The sequence below is a fragment of the Thiomicrospira microaerophila genome, from assembly GCF_023278225.1.
Taxonomy (GTDB): domain Bacteria; phylum Pseudomonadota; class Gammaproteobacteria; order Thiomicrospirales; family Thiomicrospiraceae; genus Thiomicrospira; species Thiomicrospira microaerophila_A.
Genome location: NZ_CP070959.1, coordinates 151,283 through 168,666, shown reverse-complemented (window position 1 = coordinate 168,666; position 17,384 = coordinate 151,283). Strand labels below are relative to the sequence as shown.

Sequence of the window (17,384 nt, the reverse complement as noted above, 5' to 3'; positions counted from 1 at the left end):
CCCACCCACTTACCGCTGATAAATTGCTACAAAGGCTTGGGCATCTAAGTCATCCAAGTTGTTGCGCTGAAACTTTTCAATATCGTTTGGCGCGTCCGCGTCGGTAAACAAATGGCTAAAGCGTTGACGCTGATAAAAGTTGTCCGCACTCGCCCCCAAAACCCAACGTATTTTTTGCCAATCGTCGTAAAAGTATTCTTCTAGCAACGGTAGGATTTTGTTTTTAAATGCGTGGCGCAAATCATCCAACGAATCCACACTCATTAAAAACGCATGACCCAGCGTGTGTTCACGGTCATAGAGGGCTTCAATGCGTTGATTCATCACAGCCAACATGTTACGCAGATTAACCCCCTCCAAATCCTCCGTTACCAGGTCGGGTTGTGGCATCATTTCAATAAAATCAAACCGGCGGCGCAAGGCCGTATCCATGAGCGCCAACGAACGATCAGCGGTATTCATCGTGCCGATAATATATAGGTTGTTAGGAACGGAAAAGGGTTCTTTGGAATAAGGCAAGGTGACCTCAATCGCCTCGTCATTGCCCGCGCGTTTACTCGGTTCAATCAGCGTAATCAACTCGCCAAAAATCCGCGAAATATTACCGCGATTGATTTCGTCGATGATTAGGACATAGGGTTTTTGAGAAACCTCATCAGCTTGACTACTTGGCTCAACAGGCACATTGAACTGCCTAAAAGCATTGACTAGACTCAAGTAATAAGTGTCTTCCTGCCGCGTATACTTGTACTTGTTAATAAAAATTTGTTCATGCACCTCACGCGCACTTTGAAACGGATAATCAGATTGCAAGACCCGCTTTAATTCTTCAACCTTCAGCTGAACCTCTCCGCCGCTGAATGTTGAATCGGGCGACTCCACGGTTAAGCGCTCATCATCCGTATTGATAATTTTAAACTCAGTACCCTTCTTCTTTTTAAAAGCAGCTTCTGATTCAATCGCGTGAGTAATAAAAGCATCATAACGCTTATCAAAATTCAAATCTTCAGCTAGTTGATTGACTGACTTTTGGCTATCTTCTAGGTTTTTTAATGCTGATTTAGCGATCCGCTTAAACACACCGCTTTCAATCTGGTAGCTGATCTTGCCGTCATTAGACTTTGCCTGAATCCCCTCTACAAAATCCTCATAACTAAAACTTTGGTGAAAGGTGACAAATTCAACTTGCCCAGGATAGCGTGCTTTCAATTCTTGAATCGAACCAGGCCTGCTTGTTTCAGCAGAATCGCTTGGATTTAATACTTGCCAAGCTAAATCCACGGTATTAAAGGTTTTACCTGTTCCGGGCGGGCCGTAAAGAATGGTATTCAGTGCCAAGGCTTCATGCTCTCCACCCATTTCATTTTTTTCATCCATCTCAATAGCCTCTTGATTCCAGCTCCAATTTTTAACAAAATAATCATAATCTTGCGGTTTATCCTTGAAGGCAAAATCAATCAACTTACTTGCATACTGCGACCACCACTGCCCCTGTTCATTTATGCGCCAAAAAGTTCCGCGATAAGTAAAGAAATACCAGTCTTTCGGCTCGAAATCTTTATGCCATTCAACTTCAAGGCGCTTGCCATTTTGAGGATTGGAAATAACTTTACCAACCGCTTTAATCATCATTTTTGAAACTGACTTTCCGACAGGAACGCCTTCAAAAGGCAGATTATTTTTCTGAACTGTTGCCGCTTTTATCGCAATCCACTCACCTGGCTGAACTTGATTTATTTGCTATGCCAATTTGGGCTTGTCGATAGCCTTCCACCCCATTTCCCAATAACCATGCTCAATAAATTCTGGCGTTTTATCCTCGTTACCATCCCAAACAGCGCCCACAAAATAATAGTTCGTCATAAACACCTCAAAGTTATTAAGCCTTATTCTACTCAATACTAGCGTTAAAACCACCAGGCCTAGTTAAGCATTCAACGAGGTTTTTGTGCAACCAATCGAATCATTCGGCCATTTTTTAACGGGGTTTGTTCGATGACTTCAAAGCCACAGGCTTGGAGCATATATACAATATCTTGCGCATGATAACGGTTATGCTCTAGGAAATGTTCAAATGCATCTTCAAGTTGTTCACGTGTTAGGTTGGCGTTCGACAACTCGGCATTCGGGTATTTTCTTGCCAGATAACTTTCTAATGGCTGGCGCACGAGGTCAATCACACAGAATCGTCCACCGGGCTTGAGCCAGCGATACGCCGCTTGGAACATCAATACCGGCTGAATCAGCTCATGCACCAGCATGTTACACATAATCGCCGCCACACTGCCGGCTTCAACCTGTTCACTCGGGTCATTCAAATCATCGGCGACCACCCGTGCATGGCTAGGCAAATCCACCACCGCATTCAGCATGTAGGGCGCGGCTTCGATACCAATAATCGATGCATTCGGGTAGCCTTGCGCCAGCGCTTGGACAAACAAACCTGTGCCCGCTCCAAGATCCATCAAGCCCTCATTCGCACCAATGACAGGCGCCATCTGTGTTTGCCAAAAGTGCCAGAAATCCTCATCATGTCGATCGGCATAGGTTTGACTAATCATCTTACGCGCATGCTCACCATCTCCACCGTGGTGACGCAAGATCTGTTGTTGCGTTTTTTCCATATTATCCTCATCACTAAAATTCAGCGCTTTATAATAGCGGATTTGAGAGAACGAAAAGGCGAAACAATGAGTGATTTTCCTAATTGCCCGCAATGCGGCTCAGAATACACCTATGAGATGGGCGAATTGTTTTGTTGTCCGGAGTGCGGGCATGAATGGCCACAGCAAGCCATTGAGTCTAGTGATGAACGCGTATTTAAAGATGCTAATGGAACGATATTACAGGATGGTGATACGGTAACAGTAATTAAGGATCTAAAAGTCAAAGGCTCGTCACTGGTGGTCAAGGTGGGTACGAAAGTCAAAAACATCCGTTTAAAAGACGGCGATCATGATATTGATTGTAAAATTGACGGCATTGGCCAAATGAGTTTAAAAACCCAATTTGTTAAAAAAGTTTAAAGCTTTAAACTACAATCCCTCAAACCCAATGGCAATCGGACAAACTTACTAACATACAGGAGCTTAATCCATGTATTTTAAAACTGAAGAATTAGCACCAAACGATATTTATCGTTACTTAGTGGGGGGCGTTGTACCTCGTCCTATTGCTTGGGTCAGCACTTTAAATAGCGAAGGTGTGAGCAATATCGCACCCTACTCGTTTTTTACTGTTGCCAGTATCAATCCACCGATCTTAACCATTGCTCACATCGCCCCTCAAGCTGCTACCCAAAAAGATACCCTTGCGAATCTTAAAGCTACCCAAGAATGTGTAGTAAACATTGTAAGTCACGATCAAGTTGAAAGTATGAATGCGAGCAGCAGTCCGCTGCCCAATAACATCAGTGAGTTCGAAACCTTTGATATTGGCCAGGTTAATAGTATTCAGGTCAAACCAGTCGGCGCAGCCGGAGCGAAGGTTAGATTTGAATGCCAACTTCGTGAAATACTCAGTCTTTCAGAACAACCCGCCGGCGGTCAGTTAATCCTACTTAATGTAGTCGGTATCTATATTGATGATAAGATTTTAAATGCAGACAAACTGATTGATCAAAACCAATTAGATGCTATAGGCAAAATGGGCGCAGATGGCTATTGCAAAACCACATTGGGGTTTGATCTAGCACGTCCAAAATAATTAAATCCATCACCAAACTCAATTGCGCATAGCGCACTTATTCGATAATAAATAAACTAATCTAGTGACTCATGCGAAGACTATACGTTTAAGGTACTAGACTTGATTGCTAAACCCATTTTATCAACAGACACAACCGACTATAAATCACTAGGCTGCGTCCTAAAATTATTGACTTGCAACGCAGTCATGGTAAGCTTTTGAAGCTATAAACACCATTTATCACCTTTTATAAAAATAGGGAAAACCATGAACCTACTTGCGTTTAACCTTCCAATTGTTGCCTTGCTGCCATTTTTGGGTGCCGCACTCGCTGCTTTAGCGTCGAGACTCAATCGCGTTGCGGCGGCTTGGACCTCTGCTGCGGTCACCGTTTTGGCGCTGGCGTTGTTGGCTCCGGCCATGTCTTTGCCCTTCCAAGGGGAAACACTCATTCAAAGCTGGGCTTGGATGCCTGCGATTGGCGTAGACTTCGCCTTCCGCCTTGATGGGTTAGCACTGTTGTTTGCCTTGCTGATCTTGGTTATCGGGCTATTAATCGTTATTTATGCCCGCTACTATCTATCCAGCAAAGATTCAATGGGACGGTTTTACGCCTATTTAATGATGTTTATGGGTTCGATGCTCGGCATCGTACTGTCTGAAAACCTCATTCAATTAGTCGTGTTTTGGGAGCTAACCTCCCTCAGTTCCTTCTTGCTGATTAGCTATTGGCAACACCGCAAGGATGCCCGCCACGGCGCACGTATGGCCTTAGCCATTACCGGTGCCGGTGGTTTAGCCTTGTTAGGTGGCGTGTTGATACTGGGTCACATTGTTGGCAGCTACAACCTAAGCGATGTACTGGCTGCAGGCGACATGATTCGTGCGCATGAGCTGTATGTTCCGATCCTAGTATTGATTTTACTCGGTGTATTTACTAAGTCAGCTCAATTTCCTTTCCATTTTTGGTTACCCCATGCGATGGCCGCACCGACGCCGGTTTCAGCCTACTTGCATTCGGCTACGATGGTAAAAGCCGGTATTTTCTTACTTGCGCGCTTTTTTCCAGCCTTATCCGGCACACCGGAATGGATGTGGTTAGTCGGTGGAGCGGGATTAATAACCTTTATGATTGGCGCTTACACCGCCCTGTTTAAGCACGATTTAAAAGGCTTGTTAGCCTACTCAACTATTAGCCACCTTGGCTTGATTACGCTGTTATTTGGTTTAGGCACCCAAATGGCTGCGGTCGCAGCCCTGTTTCATATTATTAACCATGCCACCTTTAAGGCCTCGTTATTCATGGTGGCGGGAATTATCGACCATGAAACCGGCAGCCGTGATATGCGCAAGCTCAGTGGTTTGATGAAGTACATGCCGCATACCGCTGTGCTGGCCATGGTCGCGGCCGCCGCCATGGCGGGGGTGCCGTTGCTTAATGGTTTCCTAAGTAAAGAAATGTTCTTTGAACAAGCGGTGTTTGCTGCAGAAACCAATGCTTGGGCTTGGGTACTGCCAATTTTAGTCACCATTGCGGCTATCTTCTCTGTAGCTTATTCATTACGTTTTATTCACGACGTGTTTTTTGGCGGTGAAGCTAAAGACCTGCCAAAAACCCCGCATGAGCCACCACGCTTCATGAAAATCCCTGTCGATTTGTTGGTGGTCATTTGTTTAGCCGTCGGCATTATCCCGATGTTCACGGTCGCACCGATTCTTGCGGTCGCTGCAGCAGGAACCCTTCAAGCGATGCCACCTGAGTATAGCTTGTCGATCTGGCATGGCTTTAACCTACCGTTAATGATGAGTATCATTGCGTTGGTACTTGGTGTCGGTGTTTACTTTATTCGCCACAAGCTGTTTGCGATTCATGCACGCTCGTTTGAACACCTTGATGCGCGTGTGGTCTATCACGCAATTCTGAACAATACCCTTGCGTTTGCACTTAAAGTCACACGAGGCTTTGACAAAGGCTCGCTGCAGCACGCGGCTGTCTGGATTATTGGGGCATCGGTGGTTGCAGGTGTGATTGGCTTTATGACTTCGGATGCCAGTCTGTTTGGTCAGCGCGAAATGCTACCGGTTGACCCTGTGACCTTGGTTGCTGCGGTGGCACTGATGATTGCCACCGTCATGACGGTGGTTTGGCATCAGCGTCGCTTGGTATCGCTGATTACACTCGGCGTCGTGGGCTTGGTGATCGCCTTAGGTTTTGTTAAGTTCTCAGCCCCGGATTTGGCTTTAACGCAGCTATCGGTTGAAATTGTCACGATTGTGCTACTGCTATTGGCGCTGTATTTCTTGCCCCAAACCACACCGAATGAAATCGGTAAATTTAGAATCAGCCGCGACATGCTGATTGCTGTTTTATCCGGTATCGGTGCCACACTTTTAACCCTTGCCGTATTAACGCGTGATTTTGCACCGATTTCTGAATACTTCTTGGAAAACTCGGTGCCTGGCGGTGGCGGTACTAACGTGGTAAACGTCATCTTGGTTGACTTCCGTGGTATTGATACCCTCGGTGAAATCGTGGTGCTTGCACTGGCTGGTTTAGGCATTTATGCGATGCTGCAAGGTATGAAACTCCCTGCGCCAAACAAAGATGTCTATGGTCGCTACTGGGACAAGGACAATCACCCGATGATTATGCAAACCCTGACACGCCTACTACTACCGTTAATGATATTGGTCGCGGTGTTTATCTTCTTGCGCGGTCATAACTTGCCGGGTGGCGGATTTATAGCAGGCCTGATTGCCGCCGTCGCACTGATTGTTCAATACCTCTCGAATGGCATTGAATGGACTCAGAAACGTCTGACGACTGATATGCACTGGGTCATAGGTTTTGGCTTATTGATTGGCACAGGAACCGGTATCGTTTCAATCCTCATTGGCTTCCCATTCCTTACTTCGGCCTTCACCTATATTACTTGGCCGGTGGTCGGTAAGTTTGAAGTCGCCAGTGCGATTGCCTTTGATATTGGCGTGTTCTTAGTGGTCGTGGGGGCAACGGTTCTCAGCTTGGTACAACTTGGCAAACTGAGCAATGCATCGCATCAACCTCACATCCCCGCCAGCAAACAGGAGGTTAAATAATGGAATTATTAATTGCGTTGGTCATTGGTGTGATGACCACGGCAGGGGTTTATCTAACCCTGCGCGCCCGCACCTTTCCGGTGGTACTGGGCTTAACAATGCTGGCTTATGCGGTTAACGTGTTCTTGTTTACAATGGGACGCTTGACCATCGGTATGCCGGCGGTGATTGATCCGACTGCAGCCGGTTACGGTGACCCCTTGCCTCAGGCGTTGGTACTCACCGCGATTGTTATTGCGTTTGGTATGACCGCGTTTTTAATTGTACTGGCGCTAAAAGCCCGCGGCGAACTCGGTAACGACCATGTTGACGGTTTACACCTTGCTGCGAACGAAGCCCCTTACGAAAAACTGGATCAAATCAAAGCGAATCAACAAAGTCCAAATAACATTATGCAGCAATCCAATCAGGAGGTTAAGCCATGATGCAATTAACGGCTTGGCCGGTTTTACTGCCGCTTATTGGTGGCTTTCTTGTGTTGTTTGCCCGTATGGGCGGACTAAGACTTCAGCGCTCACTTAACCTGCTGATCGTGCTGGGTCTCGTGCTCATCAGCATTGAAATGCTTAAAGTCTCGTTAACCGGCGTTCATCAGGTCTACTTATCCGGTAACTGGATAGCGCCTTTCGGCATCGTATTTGTGCTGGATAAACTTTCGGCCATGATGGTGCTGATTACCTCTTTGCTGGCACTGGGCTCATTATGGTATGCGATTGCAACCAAAATTGATGAAAAAGGCTCACACTTCCATGTGCTGTTCCAACTGCAACTATTTGGCTTAAACGGTGCGTTTATGACAGGGGACCTGTTCAACCTGTTCGTATTCTTTGAAGTTATGCTGCTCGCGTCTTATGGTTTATTGTTGCATGGATCAGGCCGTCTGCGTACCAAAGCCGGTTTGCATTACGTGGTCATTAACATGATCGGTGCTACGCTGTTTTTATTCGCGGTCGGCGCATTATACGGTGCGGTCGGTACCCTAAACATTGCAGACATGGCCGCCAAGGTAGCGGTTGCACCTGCGGAAAACCAAGGACTTATTGCCGCGGCAGGCCTGCTGCTATTAATCGTGTTCGGGGTTAAAGCGGCCATGTTCCCGCTTTATCTTTGGCTACCGGCGGCTTATGCCAATACCTCCGCGCCGGTTGCGGCCTTATTTGCGATTATGACCAAAGTGGGTATCTACTCAATTATTCGTGCTCACGGCACCATTTTTGGTGAAGGCGCAGGCGATCTCGCATTCTACTGGACACCCTGGGTTCTAGGGTTAGGCATGTTAACCTTGGCGTTGGCCGCTTTGGGTGTGATGGCTGCTCGCGGCTTGCGTGAACAGGTAGCGTATTTAGTGCTTGCTTCGGTTGCCACCTTATTAATCGGTGTAGGCCTTAACAGCCCAGCAGCGATGAGTGCGACTTTCTACTACTTAATTCACTCTACCTTAGTGGCAGGCGGGATGTTCTTGCTGGCTGATATGGTCGCACGAGGGCGCGGCGAAATCGGTGACAAGTTTACTTCTGCACCGATTATGCCGAACGCCATTATGATAGGTTCGCTGTTTATGTTTGGTGCCGTAGCCATGACAGGAATGCCGCCCCTTTCCGGCTTTTTAGGTAAGGTGTTAATTCTTCAGTCGGCGCTTGAACAGGCCTGGTTCTTTGGTATTTTGGCGGTGGTGCTAATTGCAGGCTTGCTGACGATTGTCGCCATGGCGCGCTCGGGTTCGTTGCTTTTCTATCGCACTCAACCGGTCAATCACTTGCCGGGTGAGCCGATGAATAAAGCAGCACTCATTGCCGTCGTGGGGTTATTTTCCGCCAGCCCACTGCTGGTCATCTTTGCGAACCCTGTAACAGGCTTTACTGAATTGGTGGCCTTGCAACAATTTGACAGTGCAAGCTATATTGAGGCTGTTTTAACCACTCCGGCGATTGAGAGGGTCAAATAATGTTTACAAAGATTCTACCCCATCCGATTTTAAGCTTAGTACTCTGGCTAAGCTGGTTGTTACTTAACAACAGCTTTGATCCGGGGCATATTGTACTGGGTCTTATTTTAGCGATCTTTATTCCTTGGTTTACCGGACGCTTCTGGCAAGAGAAAGTCTGTTTAAAAAACCCGCTGGTACTGTTTAAGTTTTTTGGCGTGGTCATGTGGGACATATTAATTGCTAACATTACCGTGGCTAAATTAATTCTTGGAAAAAATGACAAATTGCAACCGGCGTTTTTCTATATTGATTTAGATGTTAAACACCCATTAGCAATTAGTATCCTTGCCAATACTATTTCATTAACGCCTGGTACGGTCTCCTGCGATCTTACGGCAGATCGCAAACGCTTATTGATTCATGCGTTGCACGCAGAAGACATAGACCAAATCATCGCTGATATTAAACAACGCTATGAAGCGCCGCTTAAAGAGGTATTTACAATATGTTAGACATTGCCATCCCTATTGCATTTACTATGGTTTCGGTCGCCTTAGCGCTGAGCCTGCTACGTTTAGTTGTCGGCCCAGACATCCCCGATCGTATTTTAGCGCTCGATACGCTGTATATTAACTCTATCGCCCTGTTAATCCTGTTCGGCTTATACCTGGGGAGTGCGTTATATTTTGAGGCCGCGTTATTAATTGCCGTTATGGGCTTTGTTGGCACCGTTGCGCTCAGCAAGTATTTGCTGCGTGGCGATATTATGGAATAAGGGGCCGTTATGTTAGAAATCATCCTTTCAATATTAATACTAGTAGGCGCGTTTTTCACGCTGGTCGGTTCAATCGGCCTGTATAAGCTGCCTGATTTTTATATGCGTTTACACGGGCCGACCAAAGCCACTACCTTAGGTGTCGGTGCTATTTTGATTGCCTCCGTGCTTTATTTCAGCTTTAAACCCGGTGAAATCAGCTTACATGAAATATTGGTCACGGTATTTTTGTTTATCACCGCCCCGGTCAGCGCACACCTAATGGCCAAAGCCGCGATTCACATTAAATTAAAGCAACTAGAGCGCACTAAAAACACGCCTTATCAAGCCGACGAAACACCCTAAAACACCGATTTAATAACCAGGCCTGGTTATTAAATCATCGGTTTTAACCAACGACAAAGCCCAGTTTAACTGCTAAAATGGGCTTTTTTTAAATTAGCTAGAAACCTTTCCCATGAGCCAAGCCCAACTAATCCTATTTGATAAACGCAATCAACCCATTAAAGAATATATTGTCGCCGTCGCCGCTTCCGATGGACTAGACATCAAAGGGGTTCAGCTGGTTGCCTCACCGGCCAAGGGTGAAAAGTCTTTAATTACCGCAGGCTTACGCATCCCCCCGCTTGAAGCTTATGATTATGACACCAAAAAAATTGCCCATGCGACGCTTGATCTTTTGCTGGTCAATGAAGAGGTACTCACACTCGATCAGTTCATTGAACGCGCATCCGATGATGAAAACGTGCGTGAAGCACTCAGAAAATCAGCCAACAAAGCGCAATTAGCGGTTGAATCGTTAATCAGCGAGTTTACTGCATCGGAGGTGATTAGCCTTATTCAAGAAAATCGCAATGATGCTTTATTCAAACTTAAAAATCACGATAAGGAATTAAAAGGCAAACGCGTTTTATGCCTTGATATTGAAGCCACCGACATTTCTACCAATCCGGAAGCCGATGTCATTCAAATTTCGATTTGTGATTTTGATGGCAACGAAGTGCTGAACCAACTGATCAACCCCGGCTACGATATTCCTGACAATGAAAAACACAATATCACCACCGAGATGGTTCAGGGCGCGCCCTTATTTGCACAGTGTTGGGATCAAATTCATGCCGTGTTACGTGAAGCTGATGTCATCCTCGCCTATAGTACTGAAAGTGATTTTGCCTATCTACAAAACTCAGCCAACAAAAAAATGTTGGATTTCGAACTCGACTACAACAACTGGCTGGATGTAGCGGAACTGAGTAAGGAGCTGGTTGGCGCGATGCGTTGGCATTCTGAAAAAATGTATTGGTTCTGGAAAACACCAAAACTTACCGCATCCTATGAAAAAGTATTAGCCAAGCCCTTCCCTGGTGATGCGCATGATGCGCTGGTTGATGCGCAAGCGACCGCTGAGCTGATGCGCGCGATGCTACTACAAGGGCGTCAGTCTCAGGTGAAAGAAAAGAAACCGGTCGTGGATAGCAAAAAAGCCGTTACCAACAACTTGTTTGCCCAGGCTTTTGCGAATGCCAAACGAAAATAACGGAGCCGTTATGAATTTTTTAGACCTAGAAAAAGCCAAGAAAGGCGATCAGTTTGATTGGTCAGACTTTAAAGATCAACTTAAGTTTGATCAAGACGGTTTAATGCCTGCGATTGCCCAACAATATGACACAGGTGAAGTCCTGATGTTGGCTTATATGAATTTAACCGCATTAGAAGAAACCCTAACCACCGGACGCGTCTGTTACTGGTCACGCTCACGCCAAAGTTTTTGGCGCAAAGGCGAGGCGTCAGGTCAAATTCAACAGCTGAAAGAAGCACGACTTGATTGTGATGGTGATACCTTATTACTTCAGGTTGACCAAACCGGCCCGGCCTGCCATACAGGACGCTCTAACTGCTTTTATAACGGCATTAAGGGCGATAAAATTGAAACCTTATCTGACCCACTGATTGACCCTGCCGAACTCTACAAGCATTCACACTAGCGCATATAAAAAAAGCCCGGAAATCCGGGCTTTTGCTTTTAGGAGACTGCGAAACTCGAAGATTAACGCATAGAGACCAAAGGCAATTCACGTGCCTCAAAAGTCCAAGTGTTTTCTTGCTCTGGTTTAACGTTTTCTACAGTCACTTTAGCCTGTTCTTCAGTTGCTGCTTTTTGCGCATCTAGCTTACAACCGAATTCCCAGTTAGGTTGCTCTTGATTCGCCATTGCTAAACCGGCAAACATCATTGACGCTAATACTAAACTTGTCTTTTTCATAACTAACTCCTTAATTTAAATAAGATCAGAGACTAAGCTCTTCTGTTCAATTCATGTATAGAATAGCACATAGAATAAATTTATCAACACATCAGCTAAAAAAATATTAGAAAATAATAATATGCTAATATAGCAATGAAAAACAACTTGAATACTGGCTTAGCGAGTGATTAATCGATAAACTCTCAACTCATTGCATAAAAAACAGCCAAGGCCTATGAACTTTACCCTTCCATCAACATTAAGCATTATGGTGAGTGCAGCCAATTGGTCAGAGCAACTCAATTACCCAGAAATTGAATTAAAATGGCAAGCACTCTTTCGTCAGATACAAACACGCTTGCCAGAATCGATCAAACCTCAACTGATTACAGGGTATAGAGAAGGCATTGAACAGCTAAGTGTTGAACTCGCCCACCAGAATCAGTTTAAAATTCAACTACTACTCTGTCAGAAATTTGGCCAACTAACAAAATTGGTTAAGGACGAAAATAGGCTAAAAATTGATCGTATTGTGTCGCTAGGCCGCGGTAAAGATGAGTTAATGCTTCTGCCATCGCCACAACAGACCAGAGATCGTTTAATGCTCGACTATGCTGATATTTTATTAATTGCTTGGCGACCAGATTTAAACTCAGAAGAAAGCAAAGCAGGCTTCGAACTCATTTCGCAGGCGGCACAAAGCTTAAAACCGGTAATATGGCTAGACCCTAATGGTGAACTCCATTGGCTTAAACTTAATCAGCTCGATAATGCAAACCTACTCATTCTAAAAGCCGAAAACCAAACAACCGAAAGGCTACTCAGCTACTTCAAAACATTTAGCAGCCTTGAACAAACACCGTTTGCAGCAACCCTATCCCAGTTGTTTTTGCTTGAAGAAAACCCTGATCCGCTGAAGCAATCATCAATAAATCAGCTACTAGGTACAGAAAATTCGATCCGAACACAAACCTCCGAACGCAGTGCTAAAACAGGGTTTTGGTTTCAAATAAAACAAAAATTTGATCACTTTAAGAATCCGATGAACCTATCACCTACCAACAAAGAAATTCAAGCGAAAACCCTGCTGACCGACGCCTTTAGTTTTCACAATACACAAGCCGAAAAAGCTGGCGATGCTTATCGTTACAATGTTTGGATGCTCTATGGTTTTGCTGCGTTAGCCGTAATATTGGCAGTCAGTGCAGAAGTTTGGCAATTGCACTGGCTTGCCTATTTCGAACTCATTGTGATAGCGACCATTATTTATCGTGTTTATTGGGCACGAAAAATACAACTTCATGAAAACTGGATGCGCCATCGCTATATTGCAGAGCAGCTTCGTTACTGCATTATGGGATATCCGCTAATGGTAGTACCTGACCCTTTTAGAGCGGCACAATGGCAAGTAAAAAACAATCAGTTAATGTTAAAATCGGCTGAGATTTGGCTTATTCAAAGATATCTAATGGCCAGTGGACTTCCCTGTGAGGATGGAAAAATCTACACACCACCCTATCACAACCACGCACTGGTTGAACATATGCAACGGGTTATAGACAACCAAAAAACTTACCACCAACGCCATCACCATCAAAAGCACCTTGGCCACCATCGCCTTCATCGAGCAACTGAAATATTTTTTGTATTCACATTTATAGCAGTAAGCATTCACCTTTTTGTCCATGACATTTGGTTACTGCTGTTCACTGCTGCATTACCTGCTGTCGCGGCCAGCTTACATGGCATTCTTACCAAACTTGAAATGCAACGCATCGCAAGCCAATCAGCCCAGCTCTATCAACAGCTTGATGAATCAGAAAAGGCCTTTAAACGTTTTATTGAAGGCGCAAAAGAAGGTGATGACGACTGGCACCAGTGGCTTAGCCTTTATGCCCTAGCGAGTTCAAGTGAAAAAATAATGTCTGACAATATCAAACAATGGCAACATTTAATCCAAAAGCAGAGCATTGATATCCCTGTTTGAGCATGCTGAAATGTCTAAAAATGGGGACGAGGATTAAATGGCATTTTCTCAGCCATGGTTTGATAAAAGGCTTGGGTTTCGGCATCCTGCGCTAAAGGAGTATGGATTTGCGCCACGATGTATTGATCGCCCGGCGTTTTACCCAAACCTCGGCCTTTAATCCGCAATTTTGAACCCGACTGAGTGCCCGCCGGTATTGACATATTCACCTTGCCTTTTAAGGTCGGAATCTGTACTTTGGTACCTAATGCCGCTTCCCAAGGCGTCAAAGGCAAATCCAAATACACATCGTCACCTTCAACCCGATAAAGTGGATGGCTTTGCAAATCGATTTCCAAATACAAATCACCGTTTGCCCCGCCACCGATACCCGGTGCACCTTGACCCGTTAAGCGAATCCGCTGCCCTTGCTTAATGCCGGCCGGAATCTTTACTTTAATTTGCTTACTGCGCTGAAACACGCGCCCCTGCTGATCGGCTTGCGGAATTTGTAAATTAAGGTTGCGCTCGTTACCGTTCACCGCCTCTTCTAAACTGACAAGCACCTTGACGACCTGATCTTCACCTTTTTGGCGAAAGCCTTGACGCCCGCCATAACCGCCCCCAAAGCCCTGCCCTCCGAATCCGCCTTGCCCGCGAAACAAGGATTCAAAGAAATCACTAAAGCCCCCAGCTTGACCACCGCCAAACATACTCTCAAACCCGGGTGGCGGTTCAAAATGCTGACCATTTTGGTAACCTGAACCAAACTGATCAAACATCGCTCGCTTTTCTTTGTCACTCAATACTTCATAAGCTTCGCTAATTTCCTTAAACTTAGATTCATCACCGGTTGGCTTATCCGGGTGATATTTTGCCGCTAATTTACGATAAGCTTTTTTGATTTCAGCTTCGCTGGCTGTGCGCTCTACACCCAGTATTTTGTAATAATCTTTGTATTCCATTTAATCCAATCCTTAAAAATTTTAAAAACTTAATGGGGTTTAGTGATGGCTTTTTCAATGTTTACTTTTAAATAACCCCTTTTACACGCATAATATCCCTATTGAAAACTAAAAAGATAAAACATGACGGTTAAAAACTGCGAAATTACCATTCGCCCAAATGGGGCATTACAAATCCTATCGAAACAGGAAGCCAACCAACTCTGTGATCACTCCGATAAAGGGCTTAATGACCTGCTAAGGCGTTGTGCTTTAGCTGTTTTAAATACCGGTAACAATTTGGACTCGGGTGAAAAGCTCTTGGAAATGCACCCCGAGTTTGATATCAAAGTACAATCTCGCGGTCGGGGTATTGAATTAATACTTTGCAACCCACCGGAAACCGCATTTATCGATGGCGAAATGATTGAGGGGCTTCGCGAACATCTATTTGCAGTGGTTCGTGATCTGATTTATGTGCGTAACAGTATTATAGACTCCGGACTTTTTGATTTAACAACATCGAAGGGAATCACTAATGCAGTATTCCACATCCTACGTAATGCCGAAGTGCTTCGCACCAATGAAGAACCCAATCTCGTGGCCTGCTGGGGTGGGCATGCCGTCTCCAGACGAGAGTATGAATACTCTCGTCATGTAGGCATTTCACTCGGTGAACGTCGGTTGAACATTTGCACAGGCTGTGGCCCCGGTGTAATGAAAGGACCCATGCGCGGCGCTGAAGCAGGCCACCACAATCAACGCTTTAATAACCGTCGATATATTGGTCTGTCTGAGCCGGGGATTATTGCTGCTGAAGCGCCAAATACGGTAGTGAATGAATTGGTTATTCTCCCGGATATTGAAAAACGACTCGAAGCTTTTGTTCGACTGGCTCACGGTATTGTCATCTTTCCCGGAGGTCCTGGCACCCTGGAAGAACTCCTCTACATTCTGAGCATTATGCTCGACCCTAAAAATGCCAACCTACCCTATCCACTTGTGCTGACTGGTGACCATGGCAGTCACGCCTATTTTGACGAAGTAAAGCACTTTATAGCTGCTACCTTAGGGGAAATAGCCGCGGAGAGACTTAATATCATACTGGGAGATGCAACCAGTGTTGCCAGCTATATGCGTCAGAGTATGCAACTAGTGAAAGAGGATCGAAAACAAACCAGTGATGCTTATTACTTTAATTGGCAACTGCATATTGAACCTGAGCTACAAATGCCTTTTGAGCCGACTCATGCATCCATGCGCGCACTCAATTTAACTAAAAATCAACCGGCGCACCAACTTGCTGCCCAGCTTCGCTGTGCCTTTTCAGGCATCGTTGCCGGTAATGTAAAAGCGGAAGGCTTACGAGCTATTGCCCAGCATGGCCCCTTTGAGCTGAAAGGTGATCCGCAAATCATGCAAGCACTCGGTCGCTTGTTAGATTTTATGATCCAACAAAAACGCATGAAAATTGATGCCGACAACTATATTCCCAGCTACCGTATAATTTAAAGGTTACTCCATGACATTCGCAGAACTTGAACTTGATGAACTCCTTCTTGACGCCTTAAATCAACATGGTTTTAATCGCCCCACCCCCATTCAACAAGCCGCTATTCCAGCGATGATGGCAGGCAAAGACATCCTTGCAGGCGCGGCCACTGGCACAGGAAAAACTGCGGCTTTTGTTTTGCCCGCCCTACAGCATTTAATTGACAACCCCAGCCAATCACGACTGCCACGCATTCTAATGTTAGCACCAACTCGTGAATTGGCACTACAAATCCGCCAAGTGGTTCGTGAATTAAGCCAAAACATGTCCTTACGTTCATTAGTCATCACTGGCGGCTTGGCACAAGACAAACAAATTGAACATCTAAGCCAACCTTTTCAGATTTTAATTGCCACACCAGGACGCTTGTTAAACTTGCTAGAACAGGAAATGATTGAACTTGAACAACTAGAGATGGTGATTATTGATGAAGCGGATCGCATGCTTGACATGGGGCAAGGTCCCGATGTCTATGCGCTGTTAGATGCGATTCCGGGGAACTTTCAAGCCGGTCTGTTTTCAGCAACACTGGCTGGTACTGGGATTCACAAATTTGCGGAAAAGACCCTCGATCAGCCCACTGTGATTCAGGTTGATGCCGCAAATCAACAGTCGAGCCAAGTGCAGCAAATGATTTATTTTGCCGATGACCGTGCACACAAAGAACAACTTTTGCTCAGGTTACTACAAGATCCAAGCTGCAAAAGCGCCATTGTTTTCTGTAACAAAAAAGAACGTGCGATTTCGCTCACTGAGTGGTTGCAGGCTCAAGAAGTCAGCGCCCAAGTATTGCATGGCGACTTTATTCAAGCCAAACGCCTAGAAAAAATAGGCAAGTTTAAAGAAGGCAAAATACAAGCACTGGTGGCAACGGATGTGGCCGCACGTGGACTGGATATGCTTAATATCACTCACGTAGTCAACTACGACCTGCCTTTGCGCGGGGATATTTATATTCACCGTATTGGTAGAACAGGCCGTGCACAGAATGTCGGCTTAGCCATTAGCTTGGTAGAAGGGCATGAGCTCAGAACCCTTGAGCGGATTCAATATCACCTTCAAGCTAAAATCCCTGTCAGTAAAATCAAAGGACTTGAAGCCCGACTTAAGCCCAGCAAGCTGCAAGAAAAGAAAAAAACCCATAAGAAAAAAGCGGCCAAAAAGGCCGCTAAAAAGAAAAAATAGATAA

At 45.4% G+C, this 17,384-nt stretch carries 18 protein-coding genes; 13 read left to right on the top strand and 5 right to left on the bottom strand.

All coding sequences use genetic code 11. From position 1 onward, the window contains the following. Window positions 1-9: 9 nt before the first annotated feature. The 3 genes from JX580_RS00830 to JX580_RS00825 form a co-directional block, all read right to left on the bottom strand. Window positions 10-1,632: an McrB family protein gene (locus tag JX580_RS00830; protein WP_248850919.1), complete on the bottom strand. Its 1,623-nt coding sequence runs from the start codon at window positions 1,630-1,632 to the stop codon at window positions 10-12. 108 nt (window positions 1,633-1,740) lie between these two features. After that, window positions 1,741-1,863 carry a hypothetical protein gene (locus JX580_RS11900; protein WP_283103594.1) on the bottom strand — a complete coding sequence of 41 codons (123 nt, stop codon included), beginning with the start codon at window positions 1,861-1,863 and terminating at the stop codon, window positions 1,741-1,743. 71 nt (window positions 1,864-1,934) lie between these two features. Then, entirely contained in the window at window positions 1,935-2,624 is a 690-nt protein-coding gene (locus JX580_RS00825) for a class I SAM-dependent methyltransferase (RefSeq protein ID WP_248850918.1), read from the bottom strand. A gap of 66 nt (window positions 2,625-2,690) precedes the next feature. Between JX580_RS00825 and JX580_RS00820 the strand changes: the two genes are divergently transcribed. From JX580_RS00820 to hisI, 10 genes are all read left to right on the top strand, one after another. Next, window positions 2,691-3,026 carry a zinc ribbon domain-containing protein YjdM gene (locus JX580_RS00820; RefSeq protein ID WP_248850917.1) on the top strand — a complete coding sequence of 112 codons (336 nt, stop codon included), beginning with the start codon at window positions 2,691-2,693 and terminating at the stop codon, window positions 3,024-3,026. Between the two features lie 70 nt (window positions 3,027-3,096). Continuing rightward, window positions 3,097-3,705: a flavin reductase family protein gene (locus tag JX580_RS00815; RefSeq protein ID WP_248850916.1), complete on the top strand. Its 609-nt coding sequence runs from the start codon at window positions 3,097-3,099 to the stop codon at window positions 3,703-3,705. Window positions 3,706-3,954: 249 nt separating this feature from the next. Next, window positions 3,955-6,786, top strand: coding sequence for a monovalent cation/H+ antiporter subunit A (locus JX580_RS00810; RefSeq protein ID WP_248850915.1), 2,832 nt, complete (start codon window positions 3,955-3,957; stop codon window positions 6,784-6,786). Then, window positions 6,786-7,211 (top strand): Na+/H+ antiporter subunit C, encoded by a 426-nt coding sequence (locus JX580_RS00805; protein WP_248850914.1) that lies wholly within the window; start codon window positions 6,786-6,788, stop codon window positions 7,209-7,211. The genes JX580_RS00810 and JX580_RS00805 overlap by 1 nt, the downstream gene beginning before the upstream one ends. Next, window positions 7,208-8,731, top strand: coding sequence for a monovalent cation/H+ antiporter subunit D (locus JX580_RS00800; protein ID WP_248850913.1), 1,524 nt, complete (start codon window positions 7,208-7,210; stop codon window positions 8,729-8,731). Before JX580_RS00805 ends, JX580_RS00800 begins: the two co-directional genes overlap by 4 nt. After that, window positions 8,731-9,225 (top strand): Na+/H+ antiporter subunit E, encoded by a 495-nt coding sequence (locus JX580_RS00795; protein WP_248850912.1) that lies wholly within the window; start codon window positions 8,731-8,733, stop codon window positions 9,223-9,225. The genes JX580_RS00800 and JX580_RS00795 overlap by 1 nt, the downstream gene beginning before the upstream one ends. Continuing rightward, window positions 9,219-9,488, top strand: coding sequence for a K+/H+ antiporter subunit F (locus tag JX580_RS00790; protein WP_248850911.1), 270 nt, complete (start codon window positions 9,219-9,221; stop codon window positions 9,486-9,488). Before JX580_RS00795 ends, JX580_RS00790 begins: the two co-directional genes overlap by 7 nt. 9 nt (window positions 9,489-9,497) lie before the next feature. Beyond that, a complete protein-coding gene (locus JX580_RS00785) occupies window positions 9,498-9,833 on the top strand; it encodes a Na+/H+ antiporter subunit G (RefSeq protein WP_248850910.1) in 336 nt (111 codons plus the stop codon). Window positions 9,834-9,945: 112 nt separating this feature from the next. Continuing rightward, window positions 9,946-11,025, top strand: coding sequence for a 3'-5' exonuclease (locus tag JX580_RS00780; RefSeq protein ID WP_248850909.1), 1,080 nt, complete (start codon window positions 9,946-9,948; stop codon window positions 11,023-11,025). A 10-nt stretch (window positions 11,026-11,035) separates the two neighbouring features. Further along, window positions 11,036-11,473 carry a phosphoribosyl-AMP cyclohydrolase gene (hisI, locus tag JX580_RS00775; protein ID WP_248850908.1) on the top strand — a complete coding sequence of 146 codons (438 nt, stop codon included), beginning with the start codon at window positions 11,036-11,038 and terminating at the stop codon, window positions 11,471-11,473. A 62-nt stretch (window positions 11,474-11,535) separates the two neighbouring features. Here hisI and JX580_RS00770 read toward each other — a convergent pair whose 3' ends face one another. After that, the gene (locus JX580_RS00770; protein WP_248850907.1) at window positions 11,536-11,751 is read right to left on the bottom strand and encodes a hypothetical protein; all 216 of its coding nucleotides are present in this window, start codon (window positions 11,749-11,751) and stop codon (window positions 11,536-11,538) included. A gap of 217 nt (window positions 11,752-11,968) precedes the next feature. On the opposite strand from JX580_RS00770, the gene JX580_RS00765 reads away from it, so the two are divergent. After that, window positions 11,969-13,720: a DUF4231 domain-containing protein gene (locus tag JX580_RS00765; protein ID WP_248850906.1), complete on the top strand. Its 1,752-nt coding sequence runs from the start codon at window positions 11,969-11,971 to the stop codon at window positions 13,718-13,720. A 14-nt stretch (window positions 13,721-13,734) separates the two neighbouring features. Here the strand turns inward: JX580_RS00765 and JX580_RS00760 are convergent, their stop codons facing one another. Then, window positions 13,735-14,664 carry a DnaJ C-terminal domain-containing protein gene (locus JX580_RS00760; protein WP_248850905.1) on the bottom strand — a complete coding sequence of 310 codons (930 nt, stop codon included), beginning with the start codon at window positions 14,662-14,664 and terminating at the stop codon, window positions 13,735-13,737. A gap of 123 nt (window positions 14,665-14,787) precedes the next feature. Here JX580_RS00760 and ppnN point away from each other — a divergent pair, with 123 nt between their 5' ends. Both ppnN and JX580_RS00750 read left to right on the top strand, forming a co-directional pair. Then, window positions 14,788-16,155, top strand: a complete 1,368-nt coding sequence (gene ppnN / locus JX580_RS00755) for a nucleotide 5'-monophosphate nucleosidase PpnN (RefSeq protein ID WP_248850904.1) — start codon at window positions 14,788-14,790, stop codon at window positions 16,153-16,155. Between the two features lie 10 nt (window positions 16,156-16,165). After that, a complete protein-coding gene (locus JX580_RS00750) occupies window positions 16,166-17,380 on the top strand; it encodes a DEAD/DEAH box helicase (protein ID WP_248850903.1) in 1,215 nt (404 codons plus the stop codon). Window positions 17,381-17,384: the final 4 nt, after the last annotated feature.